This window comes from Actinoplanes sp. NPDC049265, assembly GCF_043197135.1.
Lineage (GTDB): Bacteria > Actinomycetota > Actinomycetes > Mycobacteriales > Micromonosporaceae > Actinoplanes.
Genome location: NZ_JBICSP010000017.1, coordinates 42,307 through 60,498 on the forward strand (window position 1 = coordinate 42,307; position 18,192 = coordinate 60,498).

The 18,192-nt window shown below is 71.8% G+C and carries 15 protein-coding genes; 5 read left to right on the plus strand and 10 right to left on the minus strand.

Going from position 1 to position 18,192, the window contains the following annotated elements:
* The first annotated feature begins 52 nt into the window (after positions 1–52).
* Both ACGFIO_RS32675 and ACGFIO_RS32680 read left to right on the plus strand, forming a co-directional pair.
* Positions 53–871 carry an SURF1 family protein gene (locus ACGFIO_RS32675; RefSeq protein WP_392832152.1) on the plus strand — a complete coding sequence of 273 codons (819 nt, stop codon included), beginning with the start codon at positions 53–55 and terminating at the stop codon, positions 869–871.
* Between the two features lie 9 nt (positions 872–880).
* The gene (locus ACGFIO_RS32680) at positions 881–1,369 is read left to right on the plus strand and encodes a hypothetical protein (protein ID WP_392832154.1); all 489 of its coding nucleotides are present in this window, start codon (positions 881–883) and stop codon (positions 1,367–1,369) included.
* On the opposite strand, the gene ACGFIO_RS32685 is transcribed toward ACGFIO_RS32680, so the two are convergent.
* From ACGFIO_RS32685 to ACGFIO_RS32715, 7 genes are all read right to left on the minus strand, one after another.
* On the minus strand, positions 1,352–2,872 hold the full coding sequence (locus ACGFIO_RS32685) for an ATP-dependent DNA ligase (RefSeq protein ID WP_392832157.1): 1,521 nt from the start codon (positions 2,870–2,872) through the stop codon (positions 1,352–1,354). The genes ACGFIO_RS32680 and ACGFIO_RS32685 overlap by 18 nt on opposite strands.
* Positions 2,873–3,487: 615 nt before the next feature.
* Positions 3,488–3,694, minus strand: coding sequence for a hypothetical protein (locus tag ACGFIO_RS32690; RefSeq protein ID WP_392832159.1), 207 nt, complete (start codon positions 3,692–3,694; stop codon positions 3,488–3,490).
* Between the two features lie 544 nt (positions 3,695–4,238).
* The gene (locus ACGFIO_RS32695; RefSeq protein ID WP_392832162.1) at positions 4,239–5,582 is read right to left on the minus strand and encodes a dipeptidase; all 1,344 of its coding nucleotides are present in this window, start codon (positions 5,580–5,582) and stop codon (positions 4,239–4,241) included.
* Between the two features lie 69 nt (positions 5,583–5,651).
* Positions 5,652–6,713: a M48 family metallopeptidase gene (locus ACGFIO_RS32700; RefSeq protein ID WP_392832164.1), complete on the minus strand. Its 1,062-nt coding sequence runs from the start codon at positions 6,711–6,713 to the stop codon at positions 5,652–5,654.
* A 44-nt stretch (positions 6,714–6,757) separates the two neighbouring features.
* On the minus strand, positions 6,758–7,366 hold the full coding sequence (locus ACGFIO_RS32705) for a uridine kinase (protein WP_392832166.1): 609 nt from the start codon (positions 7,364–7,366) through the stop codon (positions 6,758–6,760).
* Positions 7,363–8,826, minus strand: coding sequence for a cobyric acid synthase (locus tag ACGFIO_RS32710; RefSeq protein ID WP_392832481.1), 1,464 nt, complete (start codon positions 8,824–8,826; stop codon positions 7,363–7,365). Before ACGFIO_RS32710 ends, ACGFIO_RS32705 begins: the two co-directional genes overlap by 4 nt.
* Positions 8,720–9,814, minus strand: coding sequence for a cobalamin biosynthesis protein (locus ACGFIO_RS32715; RefSeq protein WP_392832484.1), 1,095 nt, complete (start codon positions 9,812–9,814; stop codon positions 8,720–8,722). The genes ACGFIO_RS32710 and ACGFIO_RS32715 overlap by 107 nt, the downstream gene beginning before the upstream one ends.
* Positions 9,815–9,927: 113 nt before the next feature.
* Here ACGFIO_RS32715 and ACGFIO_RS32720 point away from each other — a divergent pair, with 113 nt between their 5' ends.
* Both ACGFIO_RS32720 and ACGFIO_RS32725 read left to right on the plus strand, forming a co-directional pair.
* Positions 9,928–10,896, plus strand: coding sequence for an ABC transporter substrate-binding protein (locus ACGFIO_RS32720; protein ID WP_392832168.1), 969 nt, complete (start codon positions 9,928–9,930; stop codon positions 10,894–10,896).
* A complete protein-coding gene (locus ACGFIO_RS32725; RefSeq protein ID WP_392832171.1) occupies positions 10,893–11,660 on the plus strand; it encodes a class I SAM-dependent methyltransferase in 768 nt (255 codons plus the stop codon). The genes ACGFIO_RS32720 and ACGFIO_RS32725 overlap by 4 nt, the downstream gene beginning before the upstream one ends.
* On the opposite strand, the gene ACGFIO_RS32730 is transcribed toward ACGFIO_RS32725, so the two are convergent.
* On the minus strand, positions 11,654–12,394 hold the full coding sequence (locus tag ACGFIO_RS32730) for an ABC transporter permease (RefSeq protein ID WP_392832175.1): 741 nt from the start codon (positions 12,392–12,394) through the stop codon (positions 11,654–11,656). The two genes, ACGFIO_RS32725 and ACGFIO_RS32730, sit on opposite strands and share 7 nt — an antisense overlap.
* Between ACGFIO_RS32730 and ACGFIO_RS32735 the strand changes: the two genes are divergently transcribed.
* The gene (locus tag ACGFIO_RS32735; protein WP_392832178.1) at positions 12,393–13,175 is read left to right on the plus strand and encodes an ABC transporter ATP-binding protein; all 783 of its coding nucleotides are present in this window, start codon (positions 12,393–12,395) and stop codon (positions 13,173–13,175) included. The genes ACGFIO_RS32730 and ACGFIO_RS32735 overlap by 2 nt on opposite strands.
* Here ACGFIO_RS32735 and ACGFIO_RS32740 read toward each other — a convergent pair.
* Together ACGFIO_RS32740 and ACGFIO_RS32745 are read right to left on the minus strand one after the other, a co-directional pair.
* A complete protein-coding gene (locus ACGFIO_RS32740; RefSeq protein WP_392832181.1) occupies positions 13,147–15,213 on the minus strand; it encodes a hypothetical protein in 2,067 nt (688 codons plus the stop codon). The genes ACGFIO_RS32735 and ACGFIO_RS32740 overlap by 29 nt on opposite strands.
* A gap of 42 nt (positions 15,214–15,255) precedes the next feature.
* The coding region (locus tag ACGFIO_RS32745; RefSeq protein ID WP_392832183.1) for a hypothetical protein at positions 15,256–18,192 on the minus strand (2,937 nt) is incomplete at its 5' end.

Below are 18,192 nucleotides of genomic sequence, written 5' to 3' on the forward strand. Positions count from 1 at the left end.
CCGGACCGCTCCCCCGCGCTGAGATCTTGGGGTGCCCGGTAGCCTCGGAAGGGTGTATCGGTTCCTGCTGACGCCGCGCTGGCTCGCCGCCGCGGCACTCACCGTGACCGCATCGGTCGTCATGGTGTTCCTCGGCAACTGGCAGCTGCACCGATATCACGAGCGCAGTTCGATCAACCACCGCATCGACGCGGCCGCGTCCGGCGCCCCCGTGCCGATGTCGACCGTCCTCACCCGTCCGAGTGGTGTCGGCACGAGCGGGCCCGCCCCCGGTGAAGACCTCGCCTGGACCAAGGTCACCGTCACCGGGCGTTACGACCCGGCGCACGAGGTCCAGGCCCGCGGGCGGACCGTCGACGGGCGCGTCGGCTTCGAGATCCTCACCCCGCTGGTCCTCGGCGACGGCACCGCCGTCCTGGTCGACCGGGGCTGGGTGCCGCCGGCCGAGGGCGGGGCGGTCGCCGCGCCGGTGGCCCCGGCCGCGCCCCCCGGCACGGTCACCGTGGTCGGGCAGGTGCACCGCTCGGAAAGCAGGCCTGCCCCGATCGGACGCCGCGACGGGCGCCTCGACACTCGCCGGGTGGCGGTGCCCAAGCTGGCCGCCGAGATGCCCTACCCGCTGTACGGCGCCTACCTGCTCGAATCGGCGCCGGCACCCGGATACCTGGCCATACCGATCGACCACGAGGACGCGTGGCAGAACGGCGGATACACCGTTCAATGGTGGCTGTTCGCGGTGATGGCGCTGCTGGCGTACGGGTGGCAGGCCCGCAAGGAGGCGCACGGCGAGGGGCCCCGACCGACGCGGGACCGGGTCGCCGACGCCGACCGGGCCGCCACGGTGGTCCCGTCGACGCGGGAACCTCGGTAGGGTTCAGGGGTGACTTCCACGCCGAGCGACCCCTGGGGTGAGCCAGTGCCGGTGCCGCCGACCGCACCGGTCACCGGGGCGCAACCGCCGGCGTACCCATCACCGCCGGTGCAGCCCTATCAGAGCCCGGCCGACCTGCTGCCGCCCGGCCCGGTCATCGTCCAGGTCGGAGAGATCGGCGTCACCTCGACCGTGATCCACACGCCGGCCGGGGACATCCCGCTGGCCGGGTCGAACTGGCAGGTCCACGACTACTGGCACCACGAGCAGCGCATCCCGCAGTGGGCGATCATCTGCGCGGTCGCCGGCTTCTGCGTACTCACCGTCTTCAGCCTGCTCTTCCTGCTGGTCAAGGAGACCATCGCGCGCGGCACGGTGCAGATCACGGTGACCAACGGCACCCGGCAGTACGTCGCCCGCATCCCGGTCACCGACCAGGCCCAGGTGGCGGCCATCCACCAGCAGATCAACTACGTCCGGTCACTCGCCGCCCTGTAAGCCCTTGACCATGTCGATGGTGTCGGCCTCCTCCGCCTTCTTGTCGTCGCGGTAACGCAGCACCCGGGCGAACCGCAACGCCACCCCGCCCGGATAACGCGGCGACGTCTGCACCCCGTCGAAGGCGATCTCCACCACCTGCTCCGGCCGCACCGTCACCACCCAGCCGTTGTCTCCGGTCGCCAGCTCCTGGAACCGTTGCGTCTGCCAGCGCAGCAACTCGTCGGTCAGCCCCTTGAAAGTCTTGCCGAGCATGACGAATCCGCCGGTACGCGGATCCCGGGCCCCCAGGTGCAGATTGGACAGCCACCCCCGGCGGCGCCCATGCCCCCACTCGACGGCCAGCACCACCAGGTCGAGCGTGTGCCTCGGCTTCACCTTGACCCAGGCCGAACCGCGCCGCCCCACGTCGTATGGGGCCTCCCGCGCCTTGACGACCACCCCTTCCTGGCCGGCCGCCAGCGCCGCCGCGAACGCCTCGGCCGCCTGCCCCTCCGTCTCGACCGTGCGCCGCCCCACAATCAGCTCACCCGGAACCGACTCGGCCAGCGCCGCCCAGCGCACCCGCCCCGGCTCGTCCAGCAGATCGGTGCCGTCGACATGCAGCAGATCAAAGAACCACGGCGTGAGTACGGGCCCTTCCCCCTTTTCTCGCCGGGTCGCCGCACGGCTCGACGTCTCCTGGAACGGCCGCGGCCGCCCGCTCACGTCCAGCGCCATCGCCTCGCCGTCGAGCACCAGCTCACGCCCCGGCAACCGCCGCACCGCCGCCACCACATCGGGCAGCCGCGCGGTGACGTCGTCCAGACTCCGCGTGAACACGGAAACGTCATCCCCCGACCGATGCACCTGAATCCGGATCCCGTCCAGCTTCACATCCACCGTGGCCGGTGCCCCCGTCGCCAGCAGGGCCGCCGCCACATCCGGCGCGCTCTGGGCCAGCATCGGCGTCAGCGGCGTACCCACCCGCAGTGAGAACTCCCCCAGAGCCGCCGCCCCACCGCCCAGCGCGGCCACCGCCACCTGCTTGAGATCCCCCGACAAGAGCAATGCGCGGCGTACGGCCGTCAGAGGCACCGCCGCCGCCTTGGCGACCGCGTCGGCGAGCAGTCCCGCCTGGGCGCCCTGCCGCAACTCGCCACCGAACAGCCCCACCAGCAGCCGCTGCTCGTCCGCGGTGGCCGCCCCGAACAACGCCCCCAGCAACTCCCGCCGCCGAGCCTGCGACCCGGCCCCCGCCACCACCGAGATCTCGGCAATCGCGTCGTCGACAGCCCGCACGGTGAGCGTGGCCACCTCGGCCGGCGGCGGCCTGTCCCGCAGACTGGCGTAGCCGACGCCGGTCTGCCGTTGCCGCAACTCGCCGGCCAGGAAGGCGGAACCGGCGGCGAGCTCGGCCGGCTCCATCCGCCGCAACGCATCGGCCAGCAACTCAACCTTGGCCTTGCGCCCCGACGTCCCACTCACGGCGGCTGAGGTGGCCGCCACATCAACGAAGAGCACGAGCCCATCCTGGCAGCTACCTACGACATTTTCCCTGCGTGAAGCGTGGTCGTGGGCGGACACGGGCCGACGCCGCCCGGGACCGGCCGACCGCGGCGGCGCGGCCGGATCGGCGGAACGGCGAGGCCGGTGCGGCGCGGTGTGAGAGGGCGCGGCGAGGCGCTCGGCGGGGCTGCGGAGTGGGCGGGGGCAGCGCGTCCCGACGCGGGCGGGGCAGCGCATCCCAGCGTGGCGCAGGCGCGGCGGCACGGGACGGAGCGGGGCGGCGCAAGGCCGGGGCAGCCCGACGGCGAGGTAGGCGGCGGACGTTGGGTGACGTTGCTCGGTGGGGCGGGGGTCGGGCCCGGCGCACTCCCCCGTTGAGTGGCCGGGCCCGGCCCGCGGTCGGCCCGGATCGAAGGCCCGGACGATCCGGGTCGTGCCCGCGCCGGAAAGGACTGGCGGCTCGGGCAGCTCGTTGGCGGATGGCCGGCCCGCTCGTGGGCAGGTGACGGGCCGGCCATCCATGAGGCGGGAACCACGGGGACAGTGGTCCCGCCGATCCGGCTGGGGGTGCAGCCGGAGGTCAGGGAGGCGCCACCTCGAACGCGAGGGCGGCGGGGTGGTGGCGGCTCATCATGCGGCTATCGGCTCGACCACGCGGAAGCCGCGGGCGCGGACCGCGTCGGCGACTCGGCTCAGCTCGGCGTCGACCTCGCAGAGGGCGGACGAGAGCTCGGCCAGGTGGTCGTTGAGGGCGGTGTCGTCCCAGCCGGAGATGTCGACATCCACCAGCGCGGTGACGACGGCGCGGAGGCGGGAGATCGAGTCGTTCGAACGCATGTTCGAATCCTAGAACCTGATGATCACGCAAGCAAGCCCAGATCACCCATCCGGGTTGCTACGGAACGAGGAGGCCGAGGTCGGTCACGGTGAATGCGTCACAACAGCGCCAGAGACAGGGAGCCGGCCAGAGATCGGGAGCCCGGCCAGGAATCGGAAGCCCGGCCAGAGATCGGGAGCCCGGCCAGGAATCGGAAGCTCGGCCAGAGATCGGAAGCCCAGCCAGGAATCGGAAGCCCAGCCAGAGATCGGAAGCCCAGCCAGGAATCGGAAGCCCAGCCAGAGATCGGAAGCCCAGCCAGAGATCGGAAGCCCAGCCAGAGATCGGAAGCCCAGCCAGAGATCGGAAGCCCAGCCAGAGATCGGAAGCCCAGCCAGGAATCGGGAGCCGGCGCCTTGCGAAGAGGCGGCGGCGCCAGAGAAGAGGCGGCGGCAGAGAAGAGGCGGCGGCAGAGGAGAGGCGGCGGCAGAGGAGAGGCACGGCGCCAGAGAAGACGAGCCGGCGCCAAGGAGGTGGCGCCGGCCGGAGAAAAGGACCTAGGGCTCAGCCGCGCAGGTTGCGCAGCAGCATCGCCTCGGCCAGGCAGACCCGCTCGAACTCGCCCAGGTGCAGACTCTCGCCGGGGCCGTGCGCGTTCGACTGCGGGTCCTCGACGCCGGTGACCAAGATCTTGGCCTGGGGGAAGAGCTCGCGGAAGGTGGCGATGAACGGGATCGAGCCGCCGACGCCCATGTCGACCGGCTCGGTGCCGTCCCAGGCGTCGCGGAACGCGGCCCGCGCGGCGTCGTAGACGGGACCGGTCGCGTCGATCACTGTGGGTTCGCCGTCGGTGTCGGGGGTGACCTCGACCCGGGCGCCCCAGGCGACGTTCTTCTCCAGGTGGGCCTTGATCGCGGCGTACGCGCTGGTCGCGTCGTCGCCGGGGGCCAGCCGCACGCTGATCTTGGCGCGGGCGGAGGGCTGGAGCGCGTTGGCCGCCTCGGCCGCGCCGGGTGCGTCGATGCCGAGGACAGCGATGGCCGGCTTGGTCCAGATGCGGTCGGTGATCGTGCCGGTGCCGGTGAACTGGACGCCGTCGAGCATTCCGGCCTCGCTGCGGAACCGGTCGGCGGGATAGTCGACGGTGGCGCCCTCACGGCCGGCCAGGCCGTCCACCGCCACCTCGCCGGCCTCGTCGTGCAGGGTGGCGATGAGGCGGGCCAGCACGGTCAGGGCGTCGGGGACGACGCCGCCGAACATGCCGCTGTGCACGGCGTTCTTCAGCACCTTGACCTCGGCGAAGAGGCTGACCAGGCCGCGCAGTGAGGTGGTCAGGCCGGGTACGCCGATGTCCCAGTTGCCGGAGTCGGCGATCACCATCACGTCGGAGCGCAGCTCGTCCTGGTACGCGTGCAGGATGGCGTCGAGCGACTCGGAGCCGTATTCCTCCTCGCCCTCGGCGAACACCACCACGCCGACCGGCAGGTCGTCGCCGAAGGCCCGCAGCGCGGCGACGTGGGCCATCACGCCGGCCTTGTCGTCGGCGGCGCCGCGGCCGTAGAGCCGCCCGTCGCGTTCCTGGGGTTCGAACGGCGCCCCGTGCCACAGTGCCGGGTCGCCGGCCGGCTGGACGTCGTGGTGCGCGTACAGAAGAACGGTGGGCGCGCCGGGCGGGGCCGGCTTGCGGCCGATCACGGCCGGGTGGCCGCCGCCTTCCCGGACGATCTGCGTCTCGAGGCCGCAGCCGCGCAGCAGCTCGGCCACGGCCTCGGCCGAGCGCTGCACGTGCGAGTGGTCGAAGCCGGGGAACGCGACGCTGGGAATGCGGATCAGGTTTTCCAGGTCGGCGCGGACCCCGGGCATCTCGCGCCGGATCGCAGCGCGCAACTCATCGTCAGAGAGGCTCATAAGCCAGAACTTTAGAACCTTTCCAATTCTTGCGCGATTTAGCGCCCCGAGAGCGAATGTCGAAGGGTTCTAGGCGGGCGGGGTGTCGCCGTCCTGTCCGTTCGGCCGCTGACCCCACGTGCGGGCGCTGCGGGCGGCCGACCCGGCCAGGTCGGCGGCGCCGTCACCGAGCTTGCGCAGCAGCCCGACCAGCGGGTCCTGCGACTCGTTGAAGGTCTCTCGGTATGAATTGGCCGCCGCCTTGACGTCGTCGGTGACCGAGGCGTTGCCGTCGCCGTCGCGGCGCGGGTACTCGCCGCCGAGGATGGCCGCGTATTCGCCGGAGTCGACCCACTTGCGCAGGGCCGCGGCCCGGGCGACCGGCACCGGGTGGCTGGAGTAGATCGTCATGCCCAGCTTGAGGACACTGTCGCGCAGGTCGCCGCCGGACTCGTATTCCTGCGCCTGCTCGAGGAACGCGGTGGTGTCGATCTGGGTCAGGTCGCCGCCGCCGGCCAGCTTCATCAGCAGCCGCAGCGAGGCGGCCGGGTCTTGGCCGGCGAGCAGGCCGGCGCGGTCGGCCGAGAGCTCGGCCTTGCGCCACCACTCGAACATGGCCGCGATGATGGCTCGCAGCGCGATCGCCCCGACCGGCAGCCAGGCCAGGTTGGCGGCCCACTTGGTCAGGATCATCATGATCGTCTTGTAGACGGCGTGGCCGGAGCGGACGTGGCCGATCTCGTGACCGAGCAGGGCGCGCAGTTCCTCGTCGTCGAGCTTGTCGACCGCACCGGTGGTGATCACGATGAACGGCTTGTCGATGCCGATCGCCTGACCGTTGATCGACGGGTCCTGGGTGACGTACAGCTGGGGCAGCTCGGCCACGTCGAGCGTCTGGGCGGCCTCGGTGAAGCGCTGGTAGATCGAGGGATATTGCCGGTGGTCGACGCGGATGGCGTTGGCCAGGAAGGCGAGGCGGAAGGCCCGCTCGTTCCACATGCCGAAGAACGCCTTGACCACGTCATCGAAGCCGCGCAGCTCGCGCAGGGCGGTCAGGGCCCCGCGGTCGGCCGGGTGCTCCCAGGCGCGTGAGCTGATCCCGGTGAGGGTGACCCGCCGCCGGGCCGGGCGGCTCTCGTCCTCGGTCGTCATCGTCCACCCGCTCCTTCGCCGCCGTGTCCGCGGCTGATCGTCGCCTACCCCGGCGGGGTCCGCCAGAGCCGTTCGTACCGGTCGTCGTCACCGGTGACCGTGCCGTCGACCAGCAGGTCGGCGTGCGCGGCGGTGCCGTCGGCGGTGAAGTGCCGGGCCTCGGCACGCCGCCACCGGTCAAGGTACGCCGCAAACGCAACGTCATGTCCCCCGTCGCGCTCGATGACCCGCTCGCGGCAGAGCTCGGGCGGTGCGCTGACGAACACGCTCAGGCTCAGCTCGGGCCGGATCACCTCGCGCGCGGACGACACGCCTTCGACGATCAGCACATCCGGGGGTTCCACCCGCACGACCTCGTCGCCGAAGCGTCCGCACGTCCAGTCGTAGCGACGGTATGCGGCGGTCAGCCCCCGGCGCATCGGGGATAACACTGATTCCTCGAACCGGTGCCAGAAGGTGAACTGGTCGTTCCAGCCGTCGAGCAGGTCGTCGGTGTGCACGACGGGCGCCTTGGCGGCGCGGCCGAGCCGGTTGGCGAACCAGGTCTTGCCGGCGCCGCTCGGCCCGTCCACGGCGACCAGCCGGGTGCCGCCCAGGCGTGGGAGGACGCTGTGCCCGGCGGCGGCCAGGTCGGCGAAGCGTTCGCTGGTCACGGTGCCCCCGGCGGCAGCACCGGCAGGCCCGCCGGCGCGCCGTTCTCGATCAGCCGCCACAGCGCGCCGGTGTCCAGATGCTCCTCGATCAGATCACCCAGAAGATCAAGACCCTTTTCCCGTACGCCGGAGAAGTTCGTCCCCGGCGCCGCTTTCCAGCCGGTCCTCCCGGCCTGCCGGGCCGCCGTGGTGAGGAAGCGGCGGCGGAACTCGTCGGATTCGAAGGCGCCGTGCCAGTGGGTGCCGCTGACCACGCCGGCCACGGCACCTTCGGGCCGCCCGTCGGCGTAGGTGATCAGCGGTGCCGTGGCGTCGGCGCTGGACACGTACCCGTGGTGGATCTCGTAGCCGGTCACGGGCGCGCCCAGCGCGTACCCATCGGGCCGGGAAAGGTTTTTGCGGCGGCCGAACGTGACCTCGACGGGCAGCAGGCCCAGCCCGGGCACGGTGCCGCGCCGCGACTCGACGTCGTCGTGGATGGCCCGGCCCAGCATCTGGAAGCCGCCGCAGAGGCCCAGGACGGGCCGGCGCCGGGCGGCGTGGGCGAGCACGGCGTCGGCCAGGCCGGTGTCGCGGAGCCAGGCCAGGTCGCTGACGGTCGACTTGGAACCGGGCAGCACCACCAGGTCGGCGTCGGCCAGGTCGGCCGGCTCGACCGTGAGCCGCACCTGGACCCCGGGCTCGGTCGCCAGGGCCTCGGCGTCGGTGGCGTTGGAGAGGCGCGGCAGGCGGATGACCGCGACGCGCAGCCACTCGGTGCCGTGCGGCGGGCCGGGACGGCCGAGCGTTCGTCCGTAGGCCAGCGAGTCCTCGCCGTCGAGCCAGATGTCGTCCGCGTACGGCAGCACGCCGAGGACCGGCCGCCCGGTCACCTTGGTGATCATGTCGAGGCCGGGCTGGAGGATCTCGGGGCTGCCCCGGAACTTGTTGATCACGAAGCCGGCCACCCGGGCCTGGTCGGCGTCGCTGAGCAGCGCGACAGTGCCGTGCAGGGCGGCGAACACCCCGCCGCGGTCGATGTCGCCGACCACGATCACCGGCAGGCCGGCCCGCTCGGCCAGGCCCATGTTGACGAAGTCGCCGGCCCGCAGGTTGATCTCGGCCGGGCTGCCGGCGCCCTCGCAGATCACCGCGTCGTACTCGGCGCGCAGTTCGGCCAGCGCGGCGTACGCGGTCTCGGCCAGCCGAGGCTTGATCGAGCGGTAGTTGCCCGCGGTGACCGTGTCGACCGCCTCGCCCAGCAGCACCACCTGGCTCGACCGGTCGCTGCCGGGCTTGAGCAGCACCGGGTTGAACCGCAGGTCGGGGGCGATGCCGCCGGCGGCCGCCTGCATCGCCTGGGCCCGGCCGATCTCACCGCCGCGCCCGTCCGGTCCGACCACGACCATCGAGTTGTTCGACATGTTCTGGGCCTTGAACGGCGCCACCCGCACCCCGCGCCGGCGCAGCCACCGGCAGATTCCGGCCGTGACCACGCTCTTGCCGGCGTCCGAGGTGGTCCCGGCGACCAACAGTCCTCCCCCATGCACCCCTGAACGCTATCCGCAGCCCGGCCGCCAGCACGAGGGACGCCGCCCCGACCGCGCCCGACAACCGTGCCGACCGCTTGATGTCGGCGGCCGACGGCTTCGGGCCGTCGCCCAGGAACGGGCGCACCTCGCTGCGGCTGAAATAGACATTCCGGCCACCGAGGCGTACGCCCAGCGCCCCGGCCATGGCCGCCTCGCACTGCCCCGAGTTGGGCGAGGGGTGGTCGTTGCGGTCCCGCCGCCACACCCGCCACGCCTCCGTCCGGTCACCGGCCAGGCCGACCGTCAGCAGGCCGGTCAGCCGGGACGGCACGAGGTTGAACAGGTCGTCGAGCCGGGCCGCGGCGGTGCCGAACCGGGCGTACCGGTCGGATCTGTGCCCGACCATCGCGTCGAGCGTGTTGGCGGCGCGGTAGCCGAGCAGCCCGGGCAGGCCGGCGACGGCACCCCAGAACAGCGGCGCGACGACGGCGTCGGAGGTGTTCTCGGCCACCGACTCGACCGTGGCCCGGGCCAGTTCCCCGTGGTCGAGCGCGTGGGGGTCGCGGCCGCAGAGATGCCCGAGCCGGCCGCGCGCGGCGTCGAGGTCGTCGTTCGCCAGGTGGGTGGCCATGGTCCGGGCCTCGCGGCGCAGCGTCCGGCCGCCGAGCACGGTCCAGGTGGCCGCGGCGACCAGGGCGGCCCGCGCCACCGGCCGGTCCCGGGTGATCGAGGCCAGGGCCGCGGCGGCCGCCACCGGCGCGCCGACGGCCAGCGTGGTGAAGAGAACGCCGTTGCGCCGGCGCGAGGCGTAGAGCTCGTTCTCCAGCCGGCCGGCCGCGCGCCCGTAGCCGGCCACCGGGTGCCACCGCCGGGGGTCGCCGAGGGCGAGATCCAGGGCGTATCCGGCGGCCAGGCCCACGGCGTCAGCGGTGTTGATCACGCTCCGATTCTGCCAGCCGCCGTGACACGTACATGCCGGATTTAGCGTCCCCAGTGGACTGTCGCGGATCCGACGGGAAACATACCGTTCCGCCCATAAAGTCCGGGACTATGCCTTCCCGACGTAAAGTCCTGACCTCCCTGGTCGCGGCCTCGGTCACGGCCGGCTGCGGCGACAGCTCACCACCCACGAGCACCGGCAAAGGCCTCGACCAGGTCACCTACCTCACCGGTTTCGGCGTTTCGCCGCGCGAGACCTACCCGCACGTCGGCCTGAGCCAGGGGTACTTCACCGAGGCCGGCATCGACCTGACCATCCGCCCCGGCCAGCCCAGCGACGCCAACCTCGGCACCCTCGCCGCCGGCCAGGCCCAGTTCGCCTCGGTCGACTTCGTCAGCGCCGTCCGCGGCACCAAGAAGTTCACCGACTACCGCGCCGTCATGGCCGTACAGTCCAGCACCCTCCTCTCGATCATCACGCTCGACGGCCGGGGCATCACCAAGCCCGCCGACCTGGCCGGACGCAAGCTGGGTGCGGCGCCCGCGGCCGCGTCGCACACCCTCTTCCCCACCTACGCCCGGCTGGCCGGCCTCGACCCGGCCGCCGTGACATGGATCGACTCACCCGCCGACCAGCTGCCGTCGCTGCTGGTGAGCAACCGGGTCGACGGCATCGGGTCGTACGCGATCGACATCCCCACCATCCGCACCGCGGCACAAGGCAAGACGCCTGTCGCGCTGCCCTACGGCACCTACATCAAGGATCTCTACGGCACCGTCGTCGTCGCTACCCGGTCCGTTGTCGACGGCGACGCCGATCTGGTTCGCCGGTTCACCGGGGCGATGGCCAAGACCGTGCGGTTCGCGGTGCACAACCCGGCCGAGGCGGGCCGGCTCGTGCAGGCCGCGCTGCCGACGGTCAAAGGCACGGTGGTGGCCGAGGTGATGGGGCTGATGGCGCCGTACGTCACCGAGCCGACCCTGGACCGGGGGCGGGTCGAGCGCAGCATCGGCGTACTCCAGAAAGCCGGTCTCGCGGCGCCCGGCCTCACTCCCGACCAGGTGGTGGCATTCGCATGACCGCACAGGGGTACGCCTTCGACAACACCAGCACGGTGGCCGGCGAACACCACCGCGCGCTGACCGAGCTGCTCGACGCCGAGTCACAGGCGCACATCGAGCAGCTGATCGACCCGGCCGGCCGGCGCTGCCTCGAAGTGGCGGCCGGCGGCGGCAGCATCGCGGCGTGGCTGGCCGGGCGGGGCGCCGACGTGGTGGCCACCGACATCGCCCCGCTGCCGGTGCCCGGGCTGACCATCCGCGAGCACGACATCGTGACCGGCGAGCCGCTGGGCCCGTTCGACCTCGTGCACGCCCGGCTGCTGCTCAACCATCTGCCGCGGCGGGCGGAGGCGCTGCGGAACATGGTGGCGGCGCTCGCACCGGGCGGCGTACTGCTGACCGAGGATTTCATCCCCGGATTCGGGCCCTTCGTCCTGTACGCGCCGGACCCGGCGCAGACCGATGTGCTGACCCGATACCTGACCGCGCACCTGGACACGCTGGCCGCCCACGGCAACGACCGCTACTGGGGTCATCAGGCTCCGGCCCGGTTCGTCGCCGAGGGCCTGACCGACGTGAGCCTGCGCGCGCACGGCGGCAGCTGGCACGGCGGCGGTCCCGGCGCTCGCCTGCTCCGCGCCGGCATTCCGCAGCTGCGCGCCGGCCTGCTGGAGCGCGGCCTGACCGAGGACGATCTGGTCGCGGCGGACGCGGCGCTGAGCGACCCGCGGGTCATCCTGATCGGCTTCCTCACGCTGCAGACCAGCGGTTTCCGTCAGTGAGTGCGGGCCCAGGGCACGAGCAACCGCTCGAGCCCCACGATCGCGTAGAACAGGACGACGCTGACCCCGGCCAGCAGCGTGACCGCCGCGAAGGTCTGCGCGGTCTCGCTCTGGCCGGTCGAGCTCTGAATGACGAAGCCCAGGCCGGCCACCGTGCCGGCCTGGAACTCGGCGATCACGGCACCGATCACGGCCAGCGTCATGGCCACCTTGAGGCCGACGAAGACCTGCGGCAGCGCGGCCGGCACCCGCACCTTGAGGAAGGTCCGCCAGGCCGGCGCCTCCAGCGACCGGGCCAGCTCGAGAAACTCGGGCGGCGTCGACGCCAGCCCTGTCACCATCGAGATGATCACCGGGAAGAAGCAGACCAGGAAGACCATCACCACCTTGGTCACCGGCCCGAAGCCGAACCACAGCACGAGCAGCGGCGCCACCGCGACCTTGGGCACGGAGTTGAGCGCGAGCAGCAGCGGGAAGGTCATCCGCTCGACCACCCGCGAGCTGACCAGCGCGAGCGCGATCACGGCACCGACCACGACCGCGGCCACGAACCCTTCGACCACCTCGACCACGGTGTATCCACACTGGACGAGCAGATAGCCCGGCAGGTCGAGGAACGCGGCCAGCACATCCGGTGGGGCCGGCACCAGGGCCGGGTTCACCGGAAAGATCAGGACGGCCAGCCACCACGCCGCGACCGCCAGAACCAGACCCAGCACCGGGAGCGCCCGCATGGATCTCAACCTAATCGAGGCCGCCGGACTCGGACATACCTTCACCGCGCGCCGCGGCCCGGTCGAGGCGCTGCGCGACGTCTCGCTCATGGTGCCGCGGGGCTCGTTCCTGGCCGTGGTCGGCCGGTCCGGCTGCGGCAAGTCCACGTTGCTGCGTCTGATCGCCGGCCTGCTGCAGCCCACCCAAGGCAAGATCAAGATCAATGGCCGGCCGGTACGCCGCCCGTCCCGCGACGTGGCCCTGATGTTCCAGCGCCCCGCCCTGTTTCCCTGGCACTCCGTACTCGAAAATGTCCTGCTTCCGGTGTCTCTCCTCGGCGAGCGCCGCGCCTCCTACCTGGACCGCGCCCACGAGCTGCTGAATCTGACCGGCCTGGACGGCTTCCAGCACCGGATGCCCGGCGAACTCTCCGGCGGCATGCAGCAGCGGGTGGCGCTGTGCCGTTCGCTGCTGCTGCGCCCGCGGGTGATGCTGATGGACGAGCCGTTCTCCGCCCTGGACGCCCTGACCCGGGCCGAGCTGGCAGTCGAACTGCAGCGCATCCACCAGGCCGAGTCGGCCACCACCATCCTGGTCACCCACTCGATCGAGGAGGCGGTGCTGCTGGCCGACCGGGTGGTCGTCCTGTCCCCGCGCCCCGGCCGAGTCCGCGAGATCGTCGACATCCCGATCCCCCGCCCCCGCACCCCCGGTCACGCCGCGCATCAGTCCAGGGCGGCCCGGGCCGCCGCCCGCCTCAACGAGCTCCTGCTCACCCCGTCCGAGCCGGTGGACAGGTGAGGATCCACTCGCCCACCTGCTCGTAGCCGGGGGCGTCGGCCTCGGGGACCAGGTGCGCGAGGTCGGCGACGAGCCGGACGAGATCGGGCCGGACCCGGTCCGGCAGGTGATCCTTGCGGTCCCAGATCATGGCCCGGATCTCGTCGTCACCGGCGGTCCCGGCCAGCTTCGCGTTCAGGGCCAGAAGGACGCCGTGGCTGGCCGCGTCGGTCATGCCGTAGCCGCCGGCCAGCTCGGCCAGCAGCGGCAGCAGCGTCCGGAGGCTCTGCTTCCGTTCGGCCGGGGTGTCGCCGCCGACCGTACGCAGCGGCCGAGCCAGCGCCTCGAGCCCGTTGCCGGGATCCTCCACGAACGACGTGACGGTGCCGGCCTCGCCCTTCGCCACCAGATCCAGCGCGGCGACATGGCCCGACAGTTGCGGGTCGGGACGGGCGAACGGCTTCACCAGCGCCCCGAGCGTCCTCGCCTCGGGGCTGAACAGATCGATCGACCACTCCCGGACCGGCTTGGTCAGGAGCGGCATGATCTCGGCCGGTGGCTTCGGGTGCGCCGGTCGGCGATCCTCACCCGCCGCGTAGGTCAGCAACGGCAGATCCAGCTGCGCGGACGTGGGACGGCCGGTCGTGCTGCCACCCTTCGACCGGACCGTCCACACATTGTCCAGCGACAGCTTGCCCGGCACCTGATGGACCAGCGACGCGTTGAAGAAGTCGAGACCGTCGTACAGGGTCTGGTCCCGCGGGCCGCCCTTGAGCTGGGCGCGGGTCACCACCACGGGAACCTTGTCGTTCCACCCGAACTGGGACAGCAACGACCGCATCTGCTGGACCCGGGACTCCGGTGGCACATCGCGCCCGTCCCGGCCGGCGCCGAGGACGAAGATCGGCTGGGCCAGCTCGGCCGCGTTTTTGGCCAGGCCGTCGAGGAACACGGCCGGCTCGTGCTCGATCGGGCCGATCACCACCACGCCCGGCCCCTTGGTGCCCTCGGGGCGGTAGTACCCGGATCCCTCGGGCCACAGGATCGGCCCCGACGGTTCGGTCGTGACCCGGCCGGCGTCCCGCATCGATTCGATCCGGTCGGGGAGCGACATGCGGTCGGGGTAGATGTTGACCTCGATGGAACTGTGCGAGAGGGGATAGACGGCCGCGGACGGGCCCGGGCCGAGGTCCAGAAACGTGACCTTGGAGTCGCTCTTGTCGGCCAGGAACACGTACGGCCGGTCGTCGCCGTCGTCCACCTTCACCAGGGCCTGGGTGCCGTCCGGGGACTGCTCCAACAGACGCTCGAGCTCGACGAAGCCCGGTACGACGCTGGCCCGCATCGGCCCGAGGCCCCTCGACTCGACGGCCGCCCGGGCGGCGGCGATGTCGTCGTTGTTCAGGTGCCGGCCGAAGCTCGAGGCCAGGTCCCCGTACCAGGCGTTCACCAGCCCGGCGGGAAGTCCGAGCTGGACGCCGTGCGGGCCGATCACGATCCGGCCGCCCAGGTAGGGCCGGCCGGCCAGCGACTGCTTCATCATGTGCGCGACCGCTTCCGGCACGTCGGACCAAGCATGGCCGGTCGCGCTGTCCGCCGGATGGACGCGGATCCAGCTGGCCTGGTCCCAGGTCGTGGTGAGGCCCTTCTCGTCCAGCGGCGAGACCCGGTCGTGGGCATCGGGCAGCTGATCGGCCGGAGGTGGCGTCAAACGCCCCTTGGGGACCTGCACGAAGTGCCGGACGGTATCCGCGAGCCCGGCCAGCGCGACGATGTCCAGGCCCTCCGGTGCGGTCGGCCGGACACCCATCTTGTCGCGGACCTCGGCGGGTATACGGTTTTGGAATCCGGTGGTCAGGGAGGAGCCGGCCATCTCCTGCCGGTAGATCAGCGTCGCGATGTGCGGCATCGGGCGGTCCGCCTGCACCCCGTCGATATATTGGTCAGCGGTCACCCCGACCTTGGAGTCGGTGTTCAGGTGCGTGCCGTCGAGCCACGGGATGGTGCGGCTGTCGGCACAAAGCTCGTGCATCGAACGGGTGACCGCCGACGTGCTCATGCTTCCTCCATACGCGGGTGACGTGCCCGCGGCGTCTGTGGTTCACCGATCACCAGGGCATTTGCCGACCGTGTCGGCGACGACCCGGACCAGATCCGCGTACGCGTCCCGACGGCCCGCCCGCAGCCGCCCCTGGACGGCGTCGAACTGGTGGATGACGATCTGCCGGCCCGCCGGTGACAGGTCACAGGTGGCGATCGGCATGATCAGGTCGTGCCATCGCCGGGAGGTCATCAGGTCACTCGCCGTGGCCACCTCGGCCGGCATGCGCAGCACCTCGGCGAGTCCGGTGAACGCCACCGTCAGGCCCACGGAGTGCCGGGCGTCCAGCGGGTCCGGGAGGGCGTCACGGACCCCGGATACCAGGGCGAGCATCTCCGCAACCGACAGTCCCCGCACCCCGGTGCCGTCGATCTCCTCCGGCTCACGCAGGTCGACCAGCCGCACCAGCTGGTCGTTCCAGGCCTTCCGGTCGTCGAGGGACCGCTTCGGGGTCAGGTAGTCGACGGCGAACGTCTCCGGTACCCCGCGGTCCAGCTGCAGCGGGGCGATCTCGTCGCGGTGCCCGGACGGGACGGGCACGAACCGCGGGCCGGCCGGATCGGCCGGGCCACCGTTGCGGCGGACCAGGTTCAGCACCGTACGGTGCACCCCGGCCTCGTGGTACGGGATCAGGTCCAGCTTGCCGGCCGCGGCCAGCAGCTCCGTCAGGTGGTCGCGCAGGAACCGCTCGATCGCCTCCGGATCGGTTCGGGCCAGCCAGTCCAGCAGCACCGGCGGCAGTTCGTGCTCGGTGGGCACGAACGGCCGGGCGTCCGCGTGCCGGAACATCTCCCCGGTCACCTGACGGGCCGACCGCAACGGGGTGCCGTCGGCGTCGTACAGGACGAACATGTCGTCGATGCCGTCGGAGGTGCGCGCGATCACGACCGGCCGGAAGGTCGTCCAGAGCGGCTTCAGCTTCGTCGCGTCCAGCGTCAGCACCAGCGGTTGCGCCCCGGCGTACGCGAAGGACCGCAGCACTCGCGTCAGGCCGTCGATCAGTCGCCGCTCCCCGTCCGGGCCCGGCCGGTCCGGCGAACCCACCACGACCACCGGCCGGGACATGTCCGCCGCCCATCGCACGGCGTCGGAAAGCCGCTGCCCGCGCACCTCGCCCAGCGGGAGCACCCGCCCCACCCACGCCGCACCCGCCGGTGCCGCCACCAACGGGACCGTAGCCCCGCGTTCTGGCCGGGAGCCGGCGGCCAGAACCCGCGAGACCACCTGATCGACCGGCGGCACCATCGTGTCCAGGTCCGCCGAGCCCTCGGCCCACCCGGCCAGCCCGGCAATCCCCAGCCGGGCGAAGTCGTACACCTCCAGCAGGGATGCCACCTGCTGCCGGAGCGAGTCGGCGGAGTCCCGCCGCGGATCTCCGCGCCGATCGTCGACCGACGCGGACAGCGACGAACCCCACAGGTCCTTTCCCGCCGCCGCCGGCCCCAGCCGCGACGACACCGAGTCCCGAAGGCCGGAAAGTTCGGCCCGCAGCTGGTCGGCGAACCGGCGCAGGTCCGGCGTGGACAGCCCCACCAGCTGGGTGAGGGCGAGCCGGGTGGGACCACGCAAGCCGGCCGGCGGCAGCTTCACCAGATAGGCGGACAGGTCGCCGGCATCGGCCGGAGCGAGGGGCGCATATCCCGGCCTGAACCGAAAGGTTCCGGGACCGACGACCGGTACCGACGCCGGACCGCCGGCCCGAGAGAATGTGTAGGAGCCCGGCTCGATTCCGTTCTCGTCGAGGACGGCGAGCAGATCCCTCTCCGTGATCCGGTGTTCCGGTGTTCCGAGCCGATAGGCCGGGTCGGGCTGGTTCCGCTGAGCCCGATAGATCCCCGGGAGAGCCGATTTGATCACTTGGGCGTCCGGTACCGGCGGCGGCCCCAGCCGCGTCCGGGACCATTCCAGAAGGGACGTTCGCCAAGCGTCGTATTTGGCGCTCCACTTCTCAATGCTTCGCCCGAGGCTGGTGGCCCCCTCGATGAGGGTGAACGTGTACGGAGCGATCTTGGCGGCGCGCTCGACAATACGGAGATCATCTTCGATGACGGCCTTGTACCCGATTCTCCGGCCGGTGAGGATCTGTATCGCGTCGAAGACGACGGGCAACGACAACGCGGGTTCGGCGAAACGCATACCGGTCTCCCGCCAGGCCGCGTACATCGCCCGCCACTGGCCGTATGTTCGCGGAACGAAACCGCTCCGCAGCGCGCCGAGCACCTCGGCCGAGGCCGCACCCGGGCCGTCCGTCGACGACGGGCGAGGCGCGCCGGCCGGCCGGAAGCGAACGTTCCGGCGCTCGATGGCCAGCCCCGTCGACTGCCGGACGACGGCGTAGGAGTCCGGCTCCAGACCGTTGGCCACCAGGACGGCACGCACCTCGGCCTCGTTGAGGTACCTCGTCGACTTGTCCGGGCGGGCGACCCAGTATTCGGCCTCGCCCGCGAGTTCCTGGAGCCTGAAGATGGTCGGCAACGCGGACCGGACGATGGAGGGGTCCAACTGCGGCGCCGGACCCTGACGCGTGACCGCCCACTCCGCCAGGGCCTCCTGCCAGCCCTCGTACTCCGCGGCCCACCGCACGAGAGTCGTCCGATCCTTCTGCATCGGACTCATCCGGACGAAGTCATAGGTGAACGGCCGGAGGCCGAGATCGAGCTCGACCAGGCGCAGATCGTCGTCGATGAGCGCGAAGAGCGGGACCACACTCTGCTGCCCCCACGGGCGAGCGAAGAGAGACCTGGCCTGAGCTACCAGGTCAGGGGTCAGCTGCGGCTCCGGTTGCCCGTCCGGGGACTGTCGCCAGGCCAGGTACCGATCCTTGAACGCGCCGTACGTGTCGGCGGCGACCTGTGCCGGTTCCGGCGGCTCCGGCCCGATGATCGGAGACGGCGGGGGATCCCAGTTGAGCTCCACCGGTTGGTGGGGAGGCCCGGA